Raw genomic sequence first — 21,139 nt, 5'->3', positions numbered from 1 at the left:
CGGAGGGCACTGTGTCTGGCAACGGGGCGCGCCCGATCGGACGGCTGCTGCTCACGCCGTCGGACAGCGCTGCCGTGCGCGCGCTGGCCAGCCGAGTGGTGACCGACCTCCGCGACGACCCGCCCGCCGCGCGGCTGCGCCAGATCGCCGTGATGAGTCAGGACCTCCCGGTGGCGCTCCGCCGGGCACTGGTAGACCTCCGCCTCTCCGGGGACAGCGGCCTCGTCGTCAGCGGGCTGCCCATCATCGACGCCGACCTCGGCAGCAGCCCTCCGGTCACGGCGCAGCCCGTACGCAACGAGGAACTCGCCCGGGCCGACGCGATGCTGTTGCTCTTCGCGTCGTTCCTCGGCTACCCGGTCTCGCAGGCCGGGGTCGACGAGGGACGGCTTGTCCGGGACGTGAGTCCGCTTCCCGGCAACGAGACGACGCAGCGCGGCTCCGGCTCCTCCGTCGAGCTGATGTGGCACAACGAGGACGCCTACCATCCGCTCCGTCCGGACTGGATCTGCCTGCTCTGCCTGCGCAACCCCGATCGGACGGCGACCAGCTTCGCCCGCATCGCCGATGTCCCGCTCGACGAGTCCACCCGGTCGCTGCTGTTCCAGCCGCTCTTCCACATCGAGCCGGATTCGTCGAACGTGGCCAGCGAGACCGCGAACGCCGCGCCCGCGGTCGCCGTACTCAGCGGTGACGCCAGGCACCCGTTCGTGCGGCTCGACCCGGCGTTCATGACCTGCGGACCCGAGCACGGGCCGGCCGGCGACGCCCTGAGGGCGGTCATCAAGGCAGTCGACGGCAGCCTTCAGGACGTGTCGCTCGCTTCCGGAGAAATCATGATCATAGACAATCTGCGCAGCGTGCACGGGCGGCGGCCGTTCACCGCCCGTTACGACGGCAGCGACCGCTGGCTACGCGTGGTCCACGTGGCCGCCGACCTCCGGCGGTCCGAGGGACTTCGCACCGGGGACCACGGCCGGGCCGTCCTCGCGGACGCGGGGCTGACCCAGGGGTAGGGCGGCGCTCCACAGCTCGTGAAAGCGCTCGATCCTGTGCCGTACGGTCTCCTCGTTGAGCACCAGCCGGGTTGTGAGCCGCCACGGCGCGCCGTGCGCCTCACGACGCGACACCGGCGTCGTGTCGTAACAGAGCTGCTCGTCGAAGATCACAAAGTCGGAGAGTCCGCCATCCTGGGGCGCCTCGCTGGCGTCGACCAGCCGCACCTCGACGCCGGCGCCCTTCTGCAGTGCGAGAATGCGGCTGAGCTGCGGGTGGGTCATCGACGCCGACTCGACGATGAACACCCGCCGGATGACCACGCCACGGCGGAGCGCCATGCGTTGCAGGTCGAGATATCGGGCGCCGAGGTCGCTGAGCCAGAAACCGGCCTCGAAGCCGACGCCGTCCGTCTGGATCGTCGCCCAGCTGGTGGCGAGCAGGGACGCCCGCGTGCTGCGGGTCAGGGCGAGCAGAAACTCGCGGTCCTCGCCGTCGTAGAAGACTTCGTGACCGTCGGAGAGCGACTGCAGGTTGTCGGCGAGCCGCTGGGTCTCGCTCGCCGCCAGGGACTGCACCAGTGGCGGGGCCGCCTGGGTGAGGTGTGCGGAGCGGCGAATCACCTGCTTGAGCAGTTCGCTGCGGACGGTCGACTTCTCCAGCTCGGCCATCAGCTCGGTCGCCTCATCGACACTTTCGAAGCCGCTCTGGATCATGTCGCGCAGGGCTTCGGTCGTCTCGCCCTGGAGCCGCTCAGACTCGGCAAAGCGACGTTCCATGTCGACCAGGTACTGCGCAAGCAGCGTGACGCCGCCGATGACGATGGTGATGATCAGCTGATCCGCGAGCGTAACCCCGAGGATGTCATCGAGTAGTGCCGAGCCGGCGAAACCGACGAAGCCGGTGAGCAGGGTCCAGCCGATCTTCCGCAGAAGCGTGGTGCCGCGAGTCATCCGGTCTCCCTCCCCTGCACCGACAGTATCGATGACCGCCACATCGCCGGCGTCGTCGACCGTGGAGCAATTCCGTCCAAGATCGCCGGGCTGGTTCCGCCTAGGGTTCGGTGTCGACCGTAGAAATCTGAGGAGCGCCACGTGGAGATGCGGTCGGGGCGCTACGTCGGCTTCGTGATCGGTGGAGGGCTCCCGGCCGCCGTCGGGAAAGCTCTACTTTGTCGTTGATGGCGCCGAGTAGCCTGCACGTGACTACAAAGTTTCGTTGAAACATTCGAAAGTCTGTTCAGATTGAGCAGAAGCGGCTAGCCTCGCGGAAAGCCTCCACGAGAGCCGAGGTACGCGATGGTCCGACGCACCGCTCCGCGCCTGCTCACCGCCGCCGTCCTGACTCTCGTCGCCGCTCTTCCCGGTCTCCTCGCCCCGCAGCCGGCGTACGCGCACGGACAGCTCGCCGTTGCCACGCCGGCCGACGGCGGCACGCTGGCCGAACCCGTCGACGCGGTCTCGCTGGCCTTCACCGAGCAGCCCGTGCCGTTCGCCTACTTCACCGTGACGGCGCCGAACGGGGCGCGGGTCGACCGGCGCTGGTCGACCGCTGGTTCGTTGCGCCTCGAGGAGCCGGTGCGCGAGTACCACCGGGTGGACGGCGTCTGGGAACCCCGGCTCTACCACGTCGGTTACTCGGTGAAGGTTCCGGTGGCGTACTGGCCGGACCAGGGAGGGTACGTGGTGCGCTACCAGACCGTCGCCTCCGACGGTGAGGAGGTTCGCGGCCAGGTCCGGTTCACCTACACCGGCGTCACCACACCCGCTCCGGCCGGCTGGCAGGCCCCCACCGACCCGCCCAGCCCGGAACTGCTCGCCGCTGCCGGGCAGGAGCGGCCCGCCGTCGAGCCGTCGGCTCCGGCATCGGGGGCGGCGACCACCGGGAGCGCCGCGGCGCCGCCGGACGAGGGAATCGACACGTCGGTGTGGCTGGTGCCGCTGCTGCTGATCGTCGGGGCGGCCGTGCTGATTCTCCGCGTCGCCCGCCGACCGGCCCCGGTCGCGAAGTCCGCCCGCCGCCCGGCCCCCGCCAATCGCCGCAAGCAACGCTGAGAATCCCCGGAGACCCCACCATGATGCTGCCCTGTCCCGGGCGGCGCCGGTCGGCGTACGCCGTCGTCGCGCTGCTCGCCCTGATCCTCATCGGACCGACGGCGTGCGGGAACGGTGCGCCGGCCGCCAGCGGCACCCGGGAGATCATCGTCTCGATCGCGGGCGGCACCGTCTCCCCGGCGCCCGCCCGGATCGAGGTCTCCCGTGGCCAGAACGTCCGGATCTCCACCACCAGTGACGTCGCCGACATGGTGCACGTGCACGGATACGACCTGGCGGTGACCCTGCGGCCCGGGGTCGCGGGCACGATCGACTTTGTCGCCGACCGCGACGGGCTCTTCGAGGTCGAGACGCACGGCCAGGACCTGCAACTGTTCCAACTGGTCGTCCGGTAGCCGGCGTTGTGGCTCGCGCACGGCGTCGGCGGGCGCCAGGACCTGCCCATCCCACTGGGTCTGGCGCTGGCCGGCGCCCTGGCCGCCCTCGCGGTGTCGTTCGTGGCGCTGGGGGCGCTCTGGCGCGAGCCACGGCTCGGCACGGATCTCCGCGACACCCGGGTGCTGCCGGCGCCGGTCCAGCGGCTGGTGACCGCGCGAGCGTGGCCCTGGACGTGGCGGCTGGTCGGCCTCGCCGCGACCGCCTACTTCGGGCTCGGCTTCGCCGGTCCGGACACGGCCGAGAATCCCACCGCCGGGGTGGTCTACGTGCTGTTCTGGGTCGGCCTGCTGGCGCTGTCGCTGCTGCTCGGCCCGGTCTGGCGGGGTCTCAACCCGCTGCGTACCCTGCACCTGTTGGGCTGCCTGGCGCTGCGTCGGGATCCACGGCACGGGGTGCGCGACCTGCCGGCCGGGCTCGGCTACTGGCCGGCGGCGGGCGGGCTCCTCGCATTCGTCTGGCTCGAACTGGTGGCGCCACACCGGGTGAGCCTGCCGGTCATCGGCGGCTGGCTGGCGGCGTACGCCGCCGTCATGCTTGTCGGCGCGGCCGTCCACGGGTCCCGGTGGTTCGACCACGCGGACGCGTTCGAGGTCTACAGCGCGGTCGCAGGCCGGCTGGCGGTGGTGGCGCGGCGTCGCGACGGCCTGCTGGTCTGGCGCCACCCCTTCGACGGAATCGCCGGGCTGCGACCGGCCCCGGGGCTGGTGGCGTTCGTGGTGGTGCTGCTCGGCTCCACCATGTACGACAGCCTCTCCAACGCCCCGGTCTGGGTGCGGCTGCTCCAGGCCGGCCGGGCCCCGGCGTCGCTGCTCGGCACGGCCGGGCTGGTGCTGGTGATCGGTGTGGTGCTCGCCGCCTACCTGGGCGCGACCGGCCTGGCCGCCCGACTCGGCGGCCGGCCACCGGGCGAGTGTGCCGGCGAGCTGGCCCACACGGTGGTCCCGGTAGCAGTCGGCTATCTGGTCGCGCACTACCTCACGCTCTTCGTGCTGGAGGGGCAGCGCACGCTGGCGCTGCTCGCCGATCCGCTCGGGATCGGAGCGGACTGGCTCGGCACCGGCTCCTGGCAGGTCCGCGCGCTCGGGACCTCGCCGGCCGGGACGGCGCTGCTCCAGGTGACGGTGATCGTGATCGGTCACATCGTCGGCACGCTGCTCGCCCACGACCGGGCGCTGCGGCTCTTCGACCGCCGGAGTGTGATCGTCGGCCAGCTCCCGCTGCTGGTGTTGATGCTTGCCTACACCGGCGCCGGGCTGCTGCTGCTCTTCGCCGCGTAGCCGGCCGTCCGCATCGCACACATAGCCATGCGCCGATTGACAAAGTTGTGAAGCCAAACTTAGTGTCGGTTTCCCGGTACGGTGTGCGCACGCCCGCGCCTGCCCGCCGCACCCCGCCCGCCGTCCGGGCGGCCGAGATGTAGCCGAGAACCAGCCGAGGAGAGCCGTGGTGAGTGTGCAGAGCGCGTTGCGTAGGGTTCGGTGGCGGGTCGGCCTGGTGACGGGCGCCGCGGCCGCGCTCCTGGTCAGCGGGGTGGCCGTGGCGGTGAGCGCACAGGCCGCCGCCGGCTGCCGGGTGGCGTACGCGACATCGGCGCAGTGGTCGGGCGGTTTCACCGCCAACGTGCAGGTCACCAACCTCGGCGACCCGATCAGCGGCTGGAGCCTGGCCTGGACCTTCCCCTCCGGACAGCGGGTGACCCAGGCGTGGAACGCCGAGGTCACCTCCTCGGGTAGCCAGGTGACCGCGACGAACGTCAGCTACAACGGCGCGGTCGGCACCAACGCGACCGTGTCGTTCGGCTTCAACGGCTCCTGGACCGGCGCCAACACCGCACCCACCTCGTTCGCGCTCAACGGCGTCACCTGCACCGGCAGCGTCGGCGGGCCGACGAGCGGCCCGCCGACCACCCGGCCGCCGACGACCCCGCCGCCGACCACCCGGCCGCCGGCCACGCCGCCCCCGGCCGGCAACGCGATGGCCGCAGTGGCCGCGATGCAGCCGGGCTGGAACCTGGGCAACTCGTTCGACGCGGTCGGCGCCGACGAGACGGCCTGGGGCAACCCCCGGGTGACCGAGGCGCTGCTGAACAACGTCCGGGCACAGGGCTTCAACAGTATCCGGATCCCGGTCACCTGGAGCAACCACCACGGCGCGGCGCCGAACTACACCATCGACGCCGCCTGGCTCAACCGGATCCGCGAGGTCGTCAACTGGGCACTCGACGACGGCTTCTACGTGATGATCAACCTGCATCACGACTCGTGGCAGTGGATCAACACCATGCCGACCGACCGGGGAGGCGTGCTCAACCGCTACAACGCGCTCTGGACGCAGCTCGCCACCGCCTTCCGCGACGCCTCGCCCCGGCTGACCTTCGAGAGCGTCAACGAGCCGCAGTTCACCGGCAGCTCCGGCGACGCCCAGAACGCGGAGCTGCTGCACGAGCTCAACACGTCGTTCCACCGGATCGTGCGCGGCTCCGGCGGCGGCAACGCCACCCGACTGCTCGTACTCCCGACCCTGCACACCTCGGCCGACCAGGCCCGGGTCGACGAGCTGGTGAGCACCTTCAACGCCCTGAACGACCCCAACCTGATCGCGACCGTCCACTTTTACGGGTACTGGCCCTTCAGCGCGAACGTCGCCGGCGGCACCCGCTTCGACGCCACCGTCCAGCAAGACCTGGTCGATTCGTTCGACCGCGTGCACAACGCCTTCGTCGCGCGCAACATCCCGGTCATCATCGGCGAGTACGGGCTGCTCGGCTTCGACCGGCACACCGGCACGATCCAGCAGGGCGAGAAGCTGAAGTTCTTCGAGTACCTCGGCTACTACGCCCGGCAGCGGCGGATCACCACCCAGCTCTGGGACAACGGGCAGCACTTCGGCCGCACGTCGTTCCAGTGGAGCGATCCGGAGCTCTTCGCCCAGATCAGGTCGAGCTGGACCACCCGCTCCGGCACCGCGTCGAGCGACCAGGTCTACGTGCCCCGGACCGGCGCGATCACCAGCAAGAGCCTGACGCTCAACCTGAACGGCACCACCTTCAGCGGACTGCGCCAGGGCAGCACCGACCTCGCCAGGGGCACCGACTACACGGTCTCCGGCACCACCCTGACGCTCACCGCCGCCGCCGTGACCCGGCTGGTCGGCTCCCGGGCGTACGGGGTCAACGCCAATATCCAGGCCCGGTTCTCCCAGGGTGTGCCGTGGCGGATCAGCATCATCAGCTACGACCCGCCGGTGCTGTCGAACGCGACCGGGCAGACGGGCTCGTTCGGCATACCGACGCAGTTCCGGGGCGACCAACTCGCCACGATGGAGGCGAAGTACGCCGACGGCAGCAACGCCGGACCGCACAACTGGACATCGTTCAAGGAGTTCGACGTCGCGTTCGCCCCGGACTACAGCGGAAACTCCATCACCCTCAAGCCGGAGTTCTTTGCCGAGGTGAACGACGGGCAGCGGGTCACCCTCACCTTCCACTTCTGGAGCGGCACGACCGTCACCTACCACGTCACCAGGTCGGGTAGCAACGTCACCGGCACGACGGCCTGAGATCCGGGACGCCGGTGCCGTGGCCGGACCGGACCACGGTGCCGGCGGGCGGCACCGGCCCGTCGCGACGACCTCGCGGCGGGTCAGGCCCCTCCGGCGCTACCCGCGATGCCGGCCCGCAGGTCGGCGCAGGACTGCTCCGTGATCCGCCCGAGACGCTCGACGGCGTCGGCGGGCAGGCCGCGCTCGGTGGCGGTCCAGGAGATCCACGCGCTGGCGACCTCTGGCAGCAGCCGGGCCACCTCGGGATCGGCGGCGGCGTCGGTGGCCAGCGCCGGCAGGCCGAGGATGGCCTGAACGCGGCGCGGGCCGAGCTGGAGCGGATGGCAGGCGGCCTGCTCGACGAATTGCATGACCAGCAGATCGAGCGCCCGGTCCGTCGCGTCGCCGCCGGGAAGCGCGGACGCGGCACCGGAGGCGAGGAAGCTCCGCTTCAGCAGTTCCAGCTCCACCGTGCCGGGAAAGGACTCCGCCGGCGCCGGGACGTCGGCCAGGGCGCGGGCCCGGGCCAGGGTCAGGGCCCGCATCTTCCGGTACGCCCTCGGCACCGGCCGGGGCTGGTACTCCCGATTCTCGATCAACTCGTCCGAGGTGGCGACGGCATCCTCGAAGAGCCGGCGGGCGTAGGCCGGATCGAGCGGCTCGCCGACGAAACCCTCACTGCCGGGGTTGAGCACGGTCTCCAGCCACTCGGCCGGGTGCGTGCCGAGGGTCAGCTCTCGGAAGAGTCCACCGCCGAGGGTGCGATCGATCATGGCGAGGATGCCGTGCTCGTCGTCGCCGTCGTAGGAGAAGGCGCAGAGCACGATCGCGGTCTCGCCGAACGGGTCGTGTGCCCACCAGCAGCCGTCGACGCGCACCTGGCCGATCTGATCCACCCAGGGCGGCTCCGGTAGCCCCTCGGCGACGAGTTTGTCGGCGTAGGTGCGGGCGAGTTCGCGTTGGGTGTCGACCGTACTCATCGCGGCGAAGGCGCGCAGGGCCGCCACGGCGGTCGGCTTCCGGCGCCGGCCCAGCTCGTGGATGACCTCGCCGTCGCGCTGTATCGCGGTGGCCAGCGGCAGGGTGAACCCCTCCGCGTTCTCGTACGCGAGCAGCTGGGTCATTGCCTCTTCTATCGACCACGGCGTGCCGTTGGCCTGGATCGTGAAATTCCATTCCAGGAAGTCCGCGCTCGAGGAGGTGCCACCGATGTTCTGGAAGGCGTCGCCCATTGCCGAATTGTCGCAGCCGACGGCCTGTCACGCACCGCCGAAACGCCCGTCCGGTCGCCGGCATCCGTGAATCCCGGACCGGCGCTCCGGGCCGGAACTTTTCCGCATCGGTAGACGACTATCTCTGCGAACGACGCAACGTAGCCGTCGGCGCAACGTAGCCGTCGATGCGTCGTAGCCACCACCTGAGGTCGAGGAGCAGCTGATGGACCGTCGAGACGTCCTCCGCGCCACGGTCGTTGCCGGGGCGGCCGCGAGTGGAGCTGCCGTACTGTCGTCGGCGGGCGCCTCCGCGTCGCCGGCCGTCACCACCGACCGGCCGCTGCGGGTCCAGGTCCTGATGTACGACGGTGTCGAGGAGATGGACGCCATCGGCCCGATCGAGGTCCTGGGCCTGGCGAAGGGCATGGGTGGGGCGATCACCACCAGCATGGTCACCGTCGACGGTGACCTGCCGATCACCGGCTTCCACGGCACCGAGATGGGGCCGGTGGGGCGGTGGGCGCCGCGCGGGGCGGACGTGTTGCTGGTGCCGGGGGGCGGCTACCGGCGTGTGGACGCGCCGGGGGTGGCGTACGAGATCCAGCGGGGTGTCATCCCCGCCGCGATCGCCGCCGCCCGGCGGCGCGGGCTGACCCTCGCCGCCGTCTGCACCGGAACCATGCTGCTCTCCGCGGCCGGGCTGACCGCCGGCCGGCCGTGCATCACCCACCACGGTGCCGTCGAGGACCTGCGCGCCCGGGGCGGCCTCATCACCGAGGCCCGGGTGGTCGACGACGGTGACCTGGTCACCGCCGGTGGGATCACCTCCGGGCTGGATCTCGGCCTCTGGCTGGTCGAACGCTTCCTCGGTGCCGATCTCGCGGTCCGCATCGAGAAGGTCCTGGAGTACCAGCGGCGCGGCACGGTGTGGCACCGCTGACCTCCGCCCGAGCCACGAAGGTGGCGGGAGTCCCGGTTGGTCGAGAGCGCACACCGGCGGTCCGGAGCAGGCCGGACCAGCACTCCAGCGGTTTGGTGCTGGAGCTGCTCGCCGACGTGGCGGGGTAGGGCGCGATCCCGCTCACGTCGGTGACGCCGCTTCCCCGGTCCGGCGGGCCGGGGAAGCGGCGTCGTCCTGGGCCGCAGCGCGCAGGAACGCGTTGTAGCGGGCGAGGTCGTCCTCCTCTCCGGTGGCGTCGGCCCGGTCGGCGGCACGGTCGAGCCGGGCCTGTTCGCGCTGGTCGGCGCGGATCCACTGGCGGAGCAGGACCATCATCACGACGGCGGCGGGAATCTCGCCGAATGCCCAGGCGATGCCGGCGCCGAGACGCTGGTCGTCCAGAAGGGACGACGCCCAGTCGGGATGGACGGCGGTGTACCAGTCGGGGGCGATGACGGTGGTGGACTGGAGCAGGATCAGGCCGAAGAAGCCGTGCGCCATCATGGCCGCGAAGTGGATGATCACCAGGAGTGGCGGTGCCGGTCGCGGCCGGCCGGGATCGACGCCGATGAGCACCCAGAAGAGCAGGTAACCGGCGACCACGAAGTGGGTGAGCATCGCCAGGTGGCCGAGGTGGTAGCGCATCAGGGTGCCGAGCAGGTCGCTGAAGTACAACCCGTACAGGCTGACCGTGTAGACGCCGAGGGCGACCAGCGGATGGGTCAGCAGCCGGAGCGGACGGCTGTGGATCAGCAGCAGGAGCCACTCCCGGGCGCCGTGCACCTGCGGGTCGGTGGGTCGGCGTAGCGCGCGCAGCGCGAGGGTGACCGGGGCGCCGCCCACGAGCAGGATCGGCACCGCCATCGAGAGCACCATGTGCTGGATCATGTGCGCGCTGAACAGCACGTAGGCGTACCGGGCGATGCCGAGGTCGGTGATCGCGGCGAGCAGGACCATCCCGGCCAGCCAACTCGCCGTGCGGGACGGCGGCCAGCGGTGACCGGCGCGGCGCAGCCGCCACACGCCGGTGAGGTAGCCGGCCACCCCGAGCAGGCAGACGGTGAGGAAGAACATGTCCGGCAGCGGGTCGCCGAAGAGCCGGGCCGGGGTGGGCGGGGCCGGTGGGGTGAAACCGAGCAGCTCGACCAGCGGGTCCGCCTCGACCGGATCGGTCGGGACCGGGGTGGGGCTGCGTGACAGCGCCACCGCCAGGCCGACGGTGCCGGCGAAGAGCACCAACTCGCCGGCGGCGAGCCGGGCGAAGACACCGGGCCGGCCGGCGCGCAGCGCGGGCAGCGTACGGCGGCGGTGCGCGGCACCGAGTCCGCCGAGCAGCAGCAGCGCGCCGGCCTTGCCGAGGACCAGCCAGCCGTAGCGGGACTGCCAGAGCTGGTCCCACCCGCACAGCCGCACCCAGGCGTTGGCCACTCCGCTGACCGCCACCCCGAGACAGCAGGCCAGCGCCAGCCGGCTGTACCGGGCGGCGGCCTCGGCGAGCATGGCCGAACGGCGCAACATCAGCAGCGCGGCCAGTCCACCGACCCAGACGGTGGCGGCGAGCACGTGCAGCGCCAGGCTGGTCACCGCGATCTGGTGGTTGCCGGCCCCGGCGGCGTGCCCGGTGAACGCCGGAGGCAGCACCGCGACCATGGCCAGCCCGGCGGTGGCCGCCGCGGCCGTCCGGGACACCCCGACCCAGGAGAGCACCGCCACCGCCGCGGCCAGTCCGGCCTGGAGCAGCAGCGACTGCCCCTGGGAGATCGAGGTGGCGAAGCTGACCACGGCGGCGACGCCGAGTCCTGACGGCGGGGCGCCGAGCAGGTCCGAGACGGTCAACACGATCAGGACCAGGGCGGTTGCCGCCCAGCCGGCCGCCAGCCCGGTGACCCGGCGCAGCAGCAGGTAACCCGGCGCCGAGACGCTGGGCCCGTCGCCGGGCAGCAGGAACGCCGCCGTCACCGCCAGCCCGACGGTGAGGGTGGCCAGCACGTCGAGCAGGAGGCGGACCAGGGGCAGACCGTACACGGTCAGTGGTCCCGGGTCGGGCAGGCCGCTGATCGTGGTGGCGTTCAGCCCGTTTCCGACGAGGAGCGCGAGCAGCAGCACGCCGAGCCCGGCCAGCACGGCGAGGACGACCAGCGTCCTGCCGGCGGGCAGCCGTCGGAGCCGCTCCGGTCGGCGGTTAGCCGGCGGGGCAGGACGGGTCGGAGTCGGCTGGCGCGCCGCGCTCACCGGGCCGGGGTCCGGCGCTGTCGGCGTACCACGACCAACCCGGCCGCGACGAACGCGGCGCCGAGCCCGGCCGCGGCGATCCACCACAGCCCGGTTCCGGATCCGGCGTCCTCGTCCGCCACCGCGACGGAGGGCGACTCCGCGGGGTCGGCGTCGGACGGCGACGTGCTGGCGGTCTCCGGCACGGTCGTGGGTTCCTCGGCCGCGGGCAGCGCGACGGTGAACCGGAACTGTCCCTGCACGGGATGGCCGTCGGCGGAGACCACCCGGTACGCGACGCGGTAGTCACCGGAGCGCAGTGGGGAGACGGGCAGGTGGACCTGTTTGTCTGCCGCTCGGGGCTCCCCGGCGTCGTGCCGGGTCCCGTCCGGGCCGGTCACCACGACGGTGCTGAAGTCGCCCCGGACCAACTCGTTGAAGGTGAGGGTGATCTCGGCGAGCTGGGCGGTGACCGTCGAGTCGGCCCGGGGGGCACTGCTCAGCAGCTGGGCGTGCGCCGTCGCCGGGCGGGCGACCAGCAGCCCACCCGCCACGGCTGCGATGCCCAGCGCCGCCAGTACCACCGTCCTCGCGATGCGTCGACCGGTCACGGCCTGCCCTTTCCTGGTGCGTGTTTGCCATCCCCGCTGGTAAGCGTCGCGTGGCATCGCCGGATGGTTCCCGTTTCCCCGTGTCCGGGCCGCCCACAGCCGGTCCGAAGACGGGGGAGGGTGCTACGGATCACGCCGGTCACGCCAGTAGCCGCTCACCGATCCAACCCCCTGGCTGGCAGCCGGGTGGGATGGCGAAGACGGCGGAGCCGATCGGGGTGATCCAGTCGTTGAGCAGGTCGCGTTCGGCGAGTCGGCGTTGAATCGGCAGGTACTGCCGCGCGATGTCGGCCTGGTAGGCGGCGAAGATCAGTCCGCTGTCGGCCTGTCCGGCGGCGTCGGGCGCCCGGTCGTAGTTGTATGGGCGGCGCAGGATCTTGAGCTGGTCGTCGCTGACCCGGGCCCGGGTCACGTGCGCGAAGTCCGGCATGACCGGGAGCCCGGCCTCGTTGAGCGCCGAGAAGTCGGGCTCGTCGTGCTCGTGCTTCCCACTCAACGGCGCACCGGTGTCGAGGCGGCGGCCGACGGCGAGTTCCTTGTCGGTGCGGCCGAGCTTGTCCCAGGTCTCCAGCTCGGCCCGGATTCGCCGGAGTACCAGGGTGCTGCCGTCGCGTAGCCAGTCCGGGCCGTCGTTGATCCAGACGGACTGCGCGAAGGCGGCCGTTCCGGGCAGGGGGTTGGCGGTGCCGTCGAGCTGGCCCATGACGTTGCGTTGGGTGTGCCCGGCGGCCTGCGCCCCGCGGCTGCGCCGGAATCCGCGTTGTACCCATCGGACGGAGGCGAAGGGCCGGGAGTCCTTGATCAGCATTCGTTGGGCGTGCGTGACGGTGAGCGGGTCGTCGGCGCAGATCTGGATCAGCAGGTCGCCTCCGGACCAGGCCGGTTGCAGTTTGTCGATCTCGAACTTCGGTAGCTCGACGACGGACGGCGGACGCCGGTCGTCCCGGCCGGCCGCCGCGTAGAACCCGGGGCCGAACCCGAAGGTGGTGGTGAGTCGGGCGGGCAGCACGGCGAGTTCGGGCTCGGTGTCGGCCAGGGGTGCCCGGCCCTGGGTCAGCCGGACCGCGTCGTCGGTCAGCAGTCGCATGAGCCGGCCGAGGGCGGCGCGGTCCACCCCCTCGTGCAGTGTGAGGGCGACGAACGCGGCGTGCGCCTGCGGCTCGGTGGCGATTCCGGCCTGGTGGCGGCCGTGGAACGCCTCCACGTCCGTGCCGGTGGCGGTGCTGGCGGTCGCAACGGGGGCGGCCGGTGAGTCCGGTTGCCGTCCGGCGGCGGTCGCGGCTATGCCGCCGGCGGCCCCGGCGACGGCGCCGCCGACCGTCAGGGCGCCGCCGGTGAGCAGGCGCCGCCTGCTCACCGCGCGGGTCTCGGAGCGTTCGGTCATGGTGCCGGGCTCATGGTCATCTCCTGGCCGGGAGTCATCGGCATGCCCGAACTCGGGTCGTAGCTCTCCTCGGCGCCGGTGAACGGCTTGGCGACCGCGGTGAACTCGGCGGTCTTCCCGTCGGCAAAGGTGAGCGTGAAGGCGAGCTCGTCGCCGGCCCGGACCGGCTTGCTCAGCTCCATCAACATCAGGTGGTCGCCGCCGGGCTCCAGCACGTGGCTGCCGCCGGCCTTGACGGTGAGCCCACCGGTCTTGGGCTGCATCACCATCTTGCCGTCCTTCATGGCCATCTCGTGTATCTCCATCGGTGAGACGGAGGTGCTGACGCCGGTGATGGTGACGTCGGCGGCGGTGTTGTTGACCAGGGTGCCGAACGCGGCGGTCATGCCCTTGTCGGCCGCCTTCACCCACGGGTCGCGCACCGTGAACGGATTCGGGTCGGCGGTCGCCGAGGGGCTCGGCGCGGCCTCCGGGGTCTCGCCGGTCCCGCCGCAGCCCGCGACGGCGAGCGCCGCCATCAGGGCAAGGGCCAGCGTGGCTCCCCGGCGTCGCGCGCCGGAGGTTGCCGAATTCAGCATGTGCGTGTCCTTCGTCGTGTGGCTCCGTCTCTACTACTGGTCGTCGTGCACGGCCGGACGGTTCCACGCCGTTCGGGACCGCGGTGACGGCGTCCCCATCGCGACCCGGCAGACCGGGGATGTGCCGAGGACGGTCAGCGGGAGTAGTACTCGACGATCAGTTGCTCGTCACAGACGACGGGGATCTCGGCGCGGACCGGCAGCCGCTCCAACCGGGCGGTCAGGTTGGCCAGGTTGACGTCGAGGTACGGCGCCGGGCGCTGCGGTGCGTGTGCTCCGGCGGCGGCGAGCAGGAACGGTGTCCTGCCCCGGCTGCGCTCGGCGATCGCGACGACGTCGCCGGGGCTCAGTCGGGCGGAGGGTCGGTCGAGGCGGCGGCCGTTGACGGTGACGTGCCGGTGCACGACGGTCTGCCGGGCCTGGTAGATGGTGCGGGCGAAGCCGGCCCGCAGCACGATCGCGTCGAGCCGGGTCTCCAGATCCGTCAGCAGCTCCTCGCCGGTCTTGCCCGGCCGGCGTACCGCCCTGTCGAACGCGCGCCGCAGCTGTCCCTCGCGCAGGTCGTACTGGGCCTTGAGCCGCTGCTTCTCCAGCAGCCGGACCTTGTAGTCGCTCTGCGTCCGCCGGCTACGGCCGTGCTGGCCGGGCGGGAAGGGGCGCCGCTCGAAGTAGCGCACGCACTTGGGCGTGAGCGGGATGCCGAGGGCCCGGGACCGCCGGACCTTGGGACGTGCCTGATTCATCCGTCACCTCTCATGTAAGGTGAGGCTAACCTAAATGGAGGCGTACATGAGAGGCAACCAGCCCGCCGCCGGTCGGCCCGCCAGTCAGGCCGCCACGCCGGCCGAACGCCTGCGTTCCCTGCTCGTCGCGGCCCGGTCGCTGAGCCTGCAGACGCCCGGACACCAGGCGGATCTCGTCGGCCGGCACCACGTCGCGTACGGGCGGCTCGTCGTCGAACTTCCGGCGGTGAGCTGCATGGCCCGGCACCTGCGCCACGCCGGTGAGGTGGTCACGATTGTCGAGGTGACAGACCTGGCACCCGTACCGATCCGCGACCGGGTCCGGGCCCGGGCCACGCTCGGCGGCTGGCTGACCGCGGCGCCGCCCAACGGGAGGGACGGGAGCCAGCACGGGGGCGAGGGTGAGCGCGACGCCGGGGACGAGAGCACCGAACTCACGGCCGTGTTCGAACTGGCCACCGCCGAGCTCCGCACCTCCGGATCGATCACGTCGATCGCTCCGGAGGCGTTCGCCGCGGCCCGCCCCGATCCACTGGCCCAGAGCGAGGCCGACCTGCTCTGCCACCTCGCCGACCACCACCCGGAGACGGTCGAGCGGCTCGCCATGTTGATCACGCCGCACCGGCGGGCCGGAGCGCGCCGGATCCGGCCGCTGGCACTGGACCGGTTCGGCATCGCGCTCCGCGTGGAGCATTCCGACCACGACTCGGACGTCCGCCTCGACTTCCCGGCGCCGGTGGAGAATCCGGACCGGTTGACGGAGGCGGTCGGGGCCCTGCTTGCCGGGTGCCCCGGCCCGGCGGCCTCCCACGCCGACCGGGACCGCCCGGCCCGCTGACCTCCTGCGCCCCGCTTCGGTCAGCGCTCGTCGAGCTGGCCGCCGAACGGGTCGTGGCCGAGTAGTTCGAGGAACGCCTCCCGGATGTCGACCCGGATCGGCCCGCCGTTCGCGATCTGCTCCCGGACGTGCTGGAAGAGCGGCATCAACCGGCGGACCTCCTCGGCGTCCACGACCACCACCAGCGGGGCGAGGGCGCTGCCCCGGTCGATCTCGATCCCGGCGATCCCGGTCGCCGGGATCGCCGAGAACCGGAACGGGCCGAGCCGGTCCACCATGACCGCGGGTGTCCCGTTACCCGCACCCTGCCGCGCCGCGCGCAGCGCGGCGATCCGTTCGAGCTGGTACTGCGCCAGTTCCCGCAACGTCGTCGACTTCTCCGGGTCGTCCCGGATCGCCCGCAGCCGGCGCGTGACGTCGTCGAGGTCGGCCGAGCCGTCATCTTCCCGGAAGCCTCGCATCACCGAACCCTATCGATCCGCCCGGCGCCGCCGTCGCACAGGTGGTGCGAAGGACCTGGCCGGGAAAAGGCTTGCCTCAGCAGTCGCCCGCGTCAGTACCCGCTCCGGTATCCGCCTCCTTGCCCGCCCGGCCGTCGGCGCCGGCATCCGCCCCGGCGTCGGCTCCGGCGTCGGCTCCGGCGTCGGCTCCGGTGCCCTCGGCGGTGGCGGTGGCACGGTGGAACCGGTCGGCCCAGTCCCGGAGGTGCGCCACGAGTTCGGGCGGGGAGACCACCTCGAACTCGGCGCCGAGCATGCCGAGCGCCATTGCCGGCCAGTCCAGGGCGTCGGTCGTCATGACGCACCGGCAGCGGTGCTCGTCGACGTGCTCGACCGTCGCCCACCGGGCCAGCCGCTCCTCGACGGCGGCGAGCGGCGCCTGCACCAGCACCTCCACCCGGTACGGTGCCGGCAGGTTCTGGATGCGGCTCCGGACGAAGGCGGCGGCGTCCTCGGCGGGCAGGCGCCGGGGATGGAACCGGGCACCGGTGCCGCGCGGGTCGGCGAGGCGGTCCAGCCGGAAGCTGCGCCAGTCGTGCCGGGACAGGTCGTAGCCGACCAGATACCACCGCCGACCGAGGGAGACCAGCCGATGCGGCTCGATGTGCCGCTGCGTCCGCTGCCCGTCCCGGGCGGTGTAGTCGAAGCGCAGCCGTTCGGTGTCCCGGCAGACCTGGGCAACCGTGGTCAGGATCGCCGCCGCCACCGTCGGCCCGGTGCCGTCGCCCCAGAACGCCGGCACGGTCATCGCGCGCAGCGCGTCGACCCGGCGCCGTAGCCGCGCCGGCATCACCTGTACGACCTTGGTGAACGCCCGGATCGACGACTCCTGGATGCCGGCGACCGCGCCGTACGCGGCAGCCTGCAACCCGACCGCGAGCGCGACCGCCTCCTCGTCGTCGACCACCAGCGGCGGCAGCGCGGCGCCCGGGGCGAGTTGGTAGCCGCCGTCCACGCCACGGTGCGCCTCGACCGGATAGCCCAGCTCGCGCAGCCGGTCGACATCGCGGCGGAGGGTACGCACCGAGACGCCGAGCCGGTCGGCGAGTTCGGTGCCGGGCCAGTAGCGGTGGGTCTGCAACAGGGAGAGCAGCCGGAGGGTACGCGAGCTGGTGTTCGCCATGCCGGGAGTCTGCCCCAGATTGAGGTCAGAAAACGGCCGCTATGCCCCCGCCGGCACGATCGCGTTCACCGGCTGGCCGGGAAGTCCGCGTGGCCCAGGACCGCCAACAGGCGGATCTTGTTCTCGGCCTCGCTTCCGGGCGCGGGGGTGAGAACCAGCAGGGCCTGCGACTGGTCCTCGGTGAACAGCGCCTGGCAGTCGACGTCGATGTGCCCCACCTCGGGATGTACCAGTGTCTTGCGGTCCTCGAAGCGGCGTGTTACCTCGTGCCGCTCCCACACGGTGCGGAACTCGTCCGACTCGGCGAGGAGCATCGCCAGCAGCTCGCCGGCTCGTGATCGCGGGCCGGAGGCGCCGTACGCCGCGCGCAGCGTGGCGACCAGGCTCCGCGCCTGCCGTTCATGATCCTCCGGCGGGTAGACACTGCGCGTCGCCGGGTCGGTGAACCAGCGATACACGTTGCTGCGTGCCCAACCCGTGAGCCGCGAGTGGTCGCCGAAGATCACCGTTGCCAACCGGTTGGCAACCAGTACCTCCCCGAGCGAGGAGAGGATCAGCGCCGGGCTGTCCGCCAGGCGGTCCAGTACGCGTAGGAGTGCCGGCGCCACGTGCGCGTCCTGCGGGGTGCGCCGCGGCACGTTGTGCCCCGCAAGCAGGTAGAGGTGGTCGCGTTCGTCGGTGCTGAGCCGCAGGGTCCGGGCGAGCGCCGCGAGCATCTGCTCCGACGGCTGCGGGCCGCGTTGCTGCTCCAGGCGTACGTAGTAGTCCACCGACATCCCGGTCAGTGCCGCCACCTCCTCGCGTCGCAGCCCGGGGGTCCGCCGGCGCGCCCCGGGCACCAGACCGACGTCGGAGGGGCGCAGCCCCTCCCGGCGACGGCGCAGGAAGTCGGCAAGAGCGGCACGGTCCATGCGTCCCATGATGTGTCTCCGACACCGGCTCAGCCAGGGATCGCCGGTCCTCCGATCCACAGGTCTCTGCCGCCCCCGCCGCCGGGCGGAGACCGTGAAGGCATGAACATCACCGGAAACACGATCTTTGTCCCCGGTGCCACCTCCGGGATCGGCCTCGCCCTCGCCCTGCGGCTACAGGATCGGGGCAACACCGTCGTCGTCGGCGGACGGCGCACCGAACTGCTGGAGAAGCTGGCCGCCGAACACGGACTCGGCACGGTCCAGATCGACACCGCCGACGCGCGGTCGGTCACCTCCGCCGTGCGGAACGTCCTGGACCGCTATCCCGACCTGAACGTGCTCGTCGCCATGGCCGGCATCATGCGCGCCGAGGACTGGCGCACGGCGAGCTTCCTGGCCGACGCGGAGGAGGTCGTCACCACCAACCTGCTCGGTCCGATCCGGCTGGTCGCCGCGCTCACCGAACACCTGCAGACGCGGCCCGCCGCCACGATCGTCACGGTCTCGTCCGGCCTGGCACACGCCCCGCTGCGCATCACCCCCTCCTACAACGCCACCAAGGCCGCGATCCACATGCTCAGCGAGACGCTGCGGCTGCAACTGGCGGAGACCAGCGTCCGGGTGATCGAACTGGTCCCGCCGTCGGTCCGCACGGCGCTCCTTCCGGGCCAGGAGGAGTCGGACACCGCCATGCCGCTGGAAGAGTTCGCCGACGAGGTCATGGCGCTCCTGGAGGCCGACCCCGAGGCACACGAGATCCTCGTCGAACGCGTGAAATTCCTCAGGTTCGGCGAGGCGCGCGGCGACTACGAGCAGGTCGTCGCCGCGCTCAACGCCCCCGACCCGCACACCCGCTGAGCACCCTGTGCCATCATCGTCGGCAACCAGCGACGAGAGTTGCCGCGGACGTCGTCGCTTCACTGGCCGCGCTACCGGACCTGGACGGTGTGATGCGAGCTCCGGACCCTCGTGAGCTGGGTCGGGTCTTCAACGAGGTGCCGGAGCTCTACGACCGGGTCCGGCCGGGATATCCCGACGAACTCTTCGCGGACCTCGTCGCCGTCACCGGCGTGGCCGAGACGTCGTCGGTGCTCGAGGTGGGCTGCGGCACCGGCCAGGCCACCCGCTCGCTGGCGGCGCTCGGGTGCGCGGTGACCGCCGTCGAACCGGGCGCGGAGCTGGCCGCACTCGCTCGCCGACGACTCGCCGACCGGCCGAACGTGACGGTCGAGACGTCGAGCTTCGAGGACTGGGCCGACCGCGGCAGACGCTTCGACCTTCTCGTGGCCGCGTCGGCCTGGCACTGGGTGGACCCGTCGATCGGCTGGCGGCGGGCGTACGAGATCATCAGACCCGGCGGCTGGACGGCGCTGCTCGGCCACGTCGTCGTCCGCCGGCCGGGAGAACCCGAGGTGTACGCCGAGACCGCCGATCTGCACCAACGCTTCTCACCCGGAAATCCCGGCTGGTGCCATCCGCCGTTGGAGTCCGAGGTGCCGGCCACGGGCAGGGGCTGGGGATCGGTGGACGACCCGGGCGACTTCTTCGGTCCGCCGGTCGTGCGCTGGTATCCCACCGTCCAGTGGTTCGACGGGAAGGGCTTTGCCGATCTGCTCCGCTCGACGTCGCTCTACCGGAGACTCGATCGCGCCGTCCGCGAGCCGCTGCTCGACGCCGTCGCCGAACGCGTCCGTACCCGGATGGGTGACCGGGCACCGCGCCGCTACCTGAGCGTCCTCCGACTCGGACAGCGCACCGGGTGAGCCGCGAGGTGCCGGCGCGTGTGGCATCATGACAGCGCGACGAAGATCGACGTCTGTCGTCGGCCAGACGATCGACGCCGTCTGTCACGGGGGGAGGAATGTCCGATGAGGAGTCTCAGGCCGTTACTCGCGGCAGTGCTGATCGGGCTGTCGGCGGTCGTGGTGGTCGCCCCGCCCGCCGCCGCCGAGGGCGTCCAGACGATCTACATGAACGCGGCCGGCGACGACACGCGCGACGGTGCGACGCCCGGCACCGCGGTCCGCAGCCTCGTCCGGGTGCAGCAACTCGTCGCGGCCGGCCCGCTCGACATGGACGTCGAGGTACGCATCCACGCCGGCACGTACGTGGCCCAGGGCATCGTCTGGCAGACCTACCGGCCCGGCCACACGATCACGTTCATGCCGGACGACTACGAGTACGGCGAGGGCATCGGCGGGATCGCGGCGCTGCCGGTGTTCCAGAACAGGCGCGCCAGCGGGTCGGGACGATACATCACCGGAGCGTGGATCCACGCCTGTCCCGGCAACCCCGGCCAGCCGCTCGCCGGAGGCGGCACGTCCGGGCTGCGGTTCTACTACCTGCGGGTCGAGTACTACGCCAGCGCGGCCCTCTCGCTGGACGGCTCGGCGGGCTCGTGCGGCGGCGGCTACCAGCGGTCCTCGGCACCGGGCCTGCCCTCGGCCCGAGGGCTCGACGGCAACACCGTCTTCGGGATGCGGTTCACGAAGATCGGGAACGCCTACACCGGCGGCTCCTGCGACAACCCCGACTTCCAGCGGTGCGGCTACGGTGGGATCGTGCTCACCGAGTCGTCGGACAACCGCATCGAGAACAACCACTTCGTGGATCTCCGCAACTCCGAGAACAGCTACATTCACGCCATCTACGTGACGCACAAGAGTTCGCGCAACCGGTTCCTGAACAACCAGGTGACCGGCGTGAGCAGCGAACCGGTCAAGGTGCGCGACGGCAGCAACTTCAACAGCTTCGAGCAGAACGCGTTCGGTGCCAACGGATTCGTGCGGTCCTCGCCGTCGATGGTCCACTACCGCGAGGAGGTGAACGAAGCGGCGGAGGAGTGCTCGTCGTACCACAACCGGTTTGCCGGCAACGACCTCGGCACCTACCTGATCGGCAGTGGTGCCAACCTGCCGGTCTGGGTGATCACGCCGGCCGGCGCGACCTACAAGGGCGCCCCGGTGTGCCCCGCCCTGCCGGCCGGCGAGGTTCGCCTGATCACGGCGAACAACACCTACTGACCGTGGTGTCGGCCGCGTGCTCCGACAGCGGC

The 21,139-nt window shown here is 71.7% G+C and carries 20 protein-coding genes; 10 read left to right on the top strand and 10 right to left on the bottom strand.

The window, feature by feature from the left end:
- Positions 1–11: 11 nt before the first annotated feature.
- Complete coding sequence (locus ACN28C_RS24305; protein ID WP_422769835.1) at positions 12–1,016, top strand: hypothetical protein; 1,005 nt, start codon at positions 12–14, stop codon at positions 1,014–1,016.
- On the opposite strand, the gene ACN28C_RS24300 is transcribed toward ACN28C_RS24305, so the two are convergent.
- The gene (locus ACN28C_RS24300; RefSeq protein ID WP_422769834.1) at positions 912–2,090 is read right to left on the bottom strand and encodes a DUF6879 family protein; all 1,179 of its coding nucleotides are present in this window, start codon (positions 2,088–2,090) and stop codon (positions 912–914) included. The genes ACN28C_RS24305 and ACN28C_RS24300 overlap by 105 nt on opposite strands.
- A gap of 204 nt (positions 2,091–2,294) precedes the next feature.
- On the opposite strand from ACN28C_RS24300, the gene ACN28C_RS24295 reads away from it, so the two are divergent.
- The 4 genes from ACN28C_RS24295 to ACN28C_RS24280 all read left to right on the top strand — a co-directional run bounded on the left by ACN28C_RS24295 (position 2,295) and on the right by ACN28C_RS24280 (position 7,046).
- A complete protein-coding gene (locus ACN28C_RS24295; RefSeq protein ID WP_422769833.1) occupies positions 2,295–3,050 on the top strand; it encodes a copper resistance CopC family protein in 756 nt (251 codons plus the stop codon).
- Positions 3,051–3,070: 20 nt separating this feature from the next.
- A complete protein-coding gene (locus tag ACN28C_RS24290) occupies positions 3,071–3,445 on the top strand; it encodes a hypothetical protein (RefSeq protein WP_422769832.1) in 375 nt (124 codons plus the stop codon).
- A gap of 6 nt (positions 3,446–3,451) precedes the next feature.
- Entirely contained in the window at positions 3,452–4,765 is a 1,314-nt protein-coding gene (locus ACN28C_RS24285) for a hypothetical protein (RefSeq protein ID WP_422769831.1), read from the top strand.
- A gap of 169 nt (positions 4,766–4,934) precedes the next feature.
- Complete coding sequence (locus tag ACN28C_RS24280; RefSeq protein WP_422769830.1) at positions 4,935–7,046, top strand: cellulase family glycosylhydrolase; 2,112 nt, start codon at positions 4,935–4,937, stop codon at positions 7,044–7,046.
- 83 nt (positions 7,047–7,129) lie between these two features.
- On the opposite strand, the gene ACN28C_RS24275 is transcribed toward ACN28C_RS24280, so the two are convergent.
- A complete protein-coding gene (locus ACN28C_RS24275; protein ID WP_422769829.1) occupies positions 7,130–8,260 on the bottom strand; it encodes a hypothetical protein in 1,131 nt (376 codons plus the stop codon).
- Positions 8,261–8,465: 205 nt separating this feature from the next.
- Between ACN28C_RS24275 and ACN28C_RS24270 the strand changes: the two genes are divergently transcribed.
- The gene (locus tag ACN28C_RS24270) at positions 8,466–9,182 is read left to right on the top strand and encodes a DJ-1/PfpI family protein (protein WP_422769828.1); all 717 of its coding nucleotides are present in this window, start codon (positions 8,466–8,468) and stop codon (positions 9,180–9,182) included.
- 141 nt (positions 9,183–9,323) lie between these two features.
- On the opposite strand, the gene ACN28C_RS24265 is transcribed toward ACN28C_RS24270, so the two are convergent.
- The 5 genes from ACN28C_RS24265 to rpsD all read right to left on the bottom strand — a co-directional run bounded on the left by ACN28C_RS24265 (position 9,324) and on the right by rpsD (position 14,709).
- Positions 9,324–11,414 (bottom strand): cytochrome c oxidase assembly protein, encoded by a 2,091-nt coding sequence (locus ACN28C_RS24265; protein WP_422769827.1) that lies wholly within the window; start codon positions 11,412–11,414, stop codon positions 9,324–9,326.
- Positions 11,411–12,004, bottom strand: coding sequence for a copper resistance CopC family protein (locus ACN28C_RS24260; RefSeq protein WP_422769826.1), 594 nt, complete (start codon positions 12,002–12,004; stop codon positions 11,411–11,413). Before ACN28C_RS24260 ends, ACN28C_RS24265 begins: the two co-directional genes overlap by 4 nt.
- Before the next feature lie 139 nt (positions 12,005–12,143).
- A complete protein-coding gene (locus ACN28C_RS24255) occupies positions 12,144–13,388 on the bottom strand; it encodes a Dyp-type peroxidase (RefSeq protein WP_422769825.1) in 1,245 nt (414 codons plus the stop codon).
- Positions 13,385–13,966 carry a copper chaperone PCu(A)C gene (locus ACN28C_RS24250; protein ID WP_422769824.1) on the bottom strand — a complete coding sequence of 194 codons (582 nt, stop codon included), beginning with the start codon at positions 13,964–13,966 and terminating at the stop codon, positions 13,385–13,387. The genes ACN28C_RS24255 and ACN28C_RS24250 overlap by 4 nt, the downstream gene beginning before the upstream one ends.
- Positions 13,967–14,100: 134 nt before the next feature.
- Complete coding sequence (gene rpsD, locus ACN28C_RS24245) at positions 14,101–14,709, bottom strand: 30S ribosomal protein S4 (RefSeq protein WP_422769823.1); 609 nt, start codon at positions 14,707–14,709, stop codon at positions 14,101–14,103.
- A 46-nt stretch (positions 14,710–14,755) separates the two neighbouring features.
- Between rpsD and ACN28C_RS24240 the strand changes: the two genes are divergently transcribed.
- On the top strand, positions 14,756–15,547 hold the full coding sequence (locus ACN28C_RS24240; RefSeq protein WP_422769822.1) for a DUF2470 domain-containing protein: 792 nt from the start codon (positions 14,756–14,758) through the stop codon (positions 15,545–15,547).
- Between the two features lie 20 nt (positions 15,548–15,567).
- Here the strand turns inward: ACN28C_RS24240 and ACN28C_RS24235 are convergent, their stop codons facing one another.
- The 3 genes from ACN28C_RS24235 to ACN28C_RS24225 all read right to left on the bottom strand — a co-directional run bounded on the left by ACN28C_RS24235 (position 15,568) and on the right by ACN28C_RS24225 (position 18,081).
- On the bottom strand, positions 15,568–16,008 hold the full coding sequence (locus ACN28C_RS24235) for a hypothetical protein (protein WP_422769821.1): 441 nt from the start codon (positions 16,006–16,008) through the stop codon (positions 15,568–15,570).
- Positions 16,009–16,084: 76 nt separating this feature from the next.
- The gene (locus tag ACN28C_RS24230) at positions 16,085–17,170 is read right to left on the bottom strand and encodes a helix-turn-helix transcriptional regulator (protein WP_422769820.1); all 1,086 of its coding nucleotides are present in this window, start codon (positions 17,168–17,170) and stop codon (positions 16,085–16,087) included.
- A 65-nt stretch (positions 17,171–17,235) separates the two neighbouring features.
- Positions 17,236–18,081, bottom strand: coding sequence for a helix-turn-helix transcriptional regulator (locus ACN28C_RS24225; protein ID WP_422769819.1), 846 nt, complete (start codon positions 18,079–18,081; stop codon positions 17,236–17,238).
- A 102-nt stretch (positions 18,082–18,183) separates the two neighbouring features.
- On the opposite strand from ACN28C_RS24225, the gene ACN28C_RS24220 reads away from it, so the two are divergent.
- The 3 genes from ACN28C_RS24220 to ACN28C_RS24210 all read left to right on the top strand — a co-directional run bounded on the left by ACN28C_RS24220 (position 18,184) and on the right by ACN28C_RS24210 (position 21,107).
- Complete coding sequence (locus ACN28C_RS24220; RefSeq protein ID WP_422769818.1) at positions 18,184–18,942, top strand: SDR family oxidoreductase; 759 nt, start codon at positions 18,184–18,186, stop codon at positions 18,940–18,942.
- A gap of 92 nt (positions 18,943–19,034) precedes the next feature.
- Positions 19,035–19,847 (top strand): class I SAM-dependent methyltransferase, encoded by an 813-nt coding sequence (locus ACN28C_RS24215; RefSeq protein WP_422769817.1) that lies wholly within the window; start codon positions 19,035–19,037, stop codon positions 19,845–19,847.
- 105 nt (positions 19,848–19,952) lie between these two features.
- Entirely contained in the window at positions 19,953–21,107 is a 1,155-nt protein-coding gene (locus tag ACN28C_RS24210) for a right-handed parallel beta-helix repeat-containing protein (protein ID WP_422769816.1), read from the top strand.
- Positions 21,108–21,139: the final 32 nt, after the last annotated feature.

The organism is Plantactinospora sp. WMMC1484, assembly GCF_049315195.1.
GTDB lineage: Bacteria > Actinomycetota > Actinomycetes > Mycobacteriales > Micromonosporaceae > Plantactinospora.
This window is presented reverse-complemented; position numbering and strand designations above follow the sequence as displayed.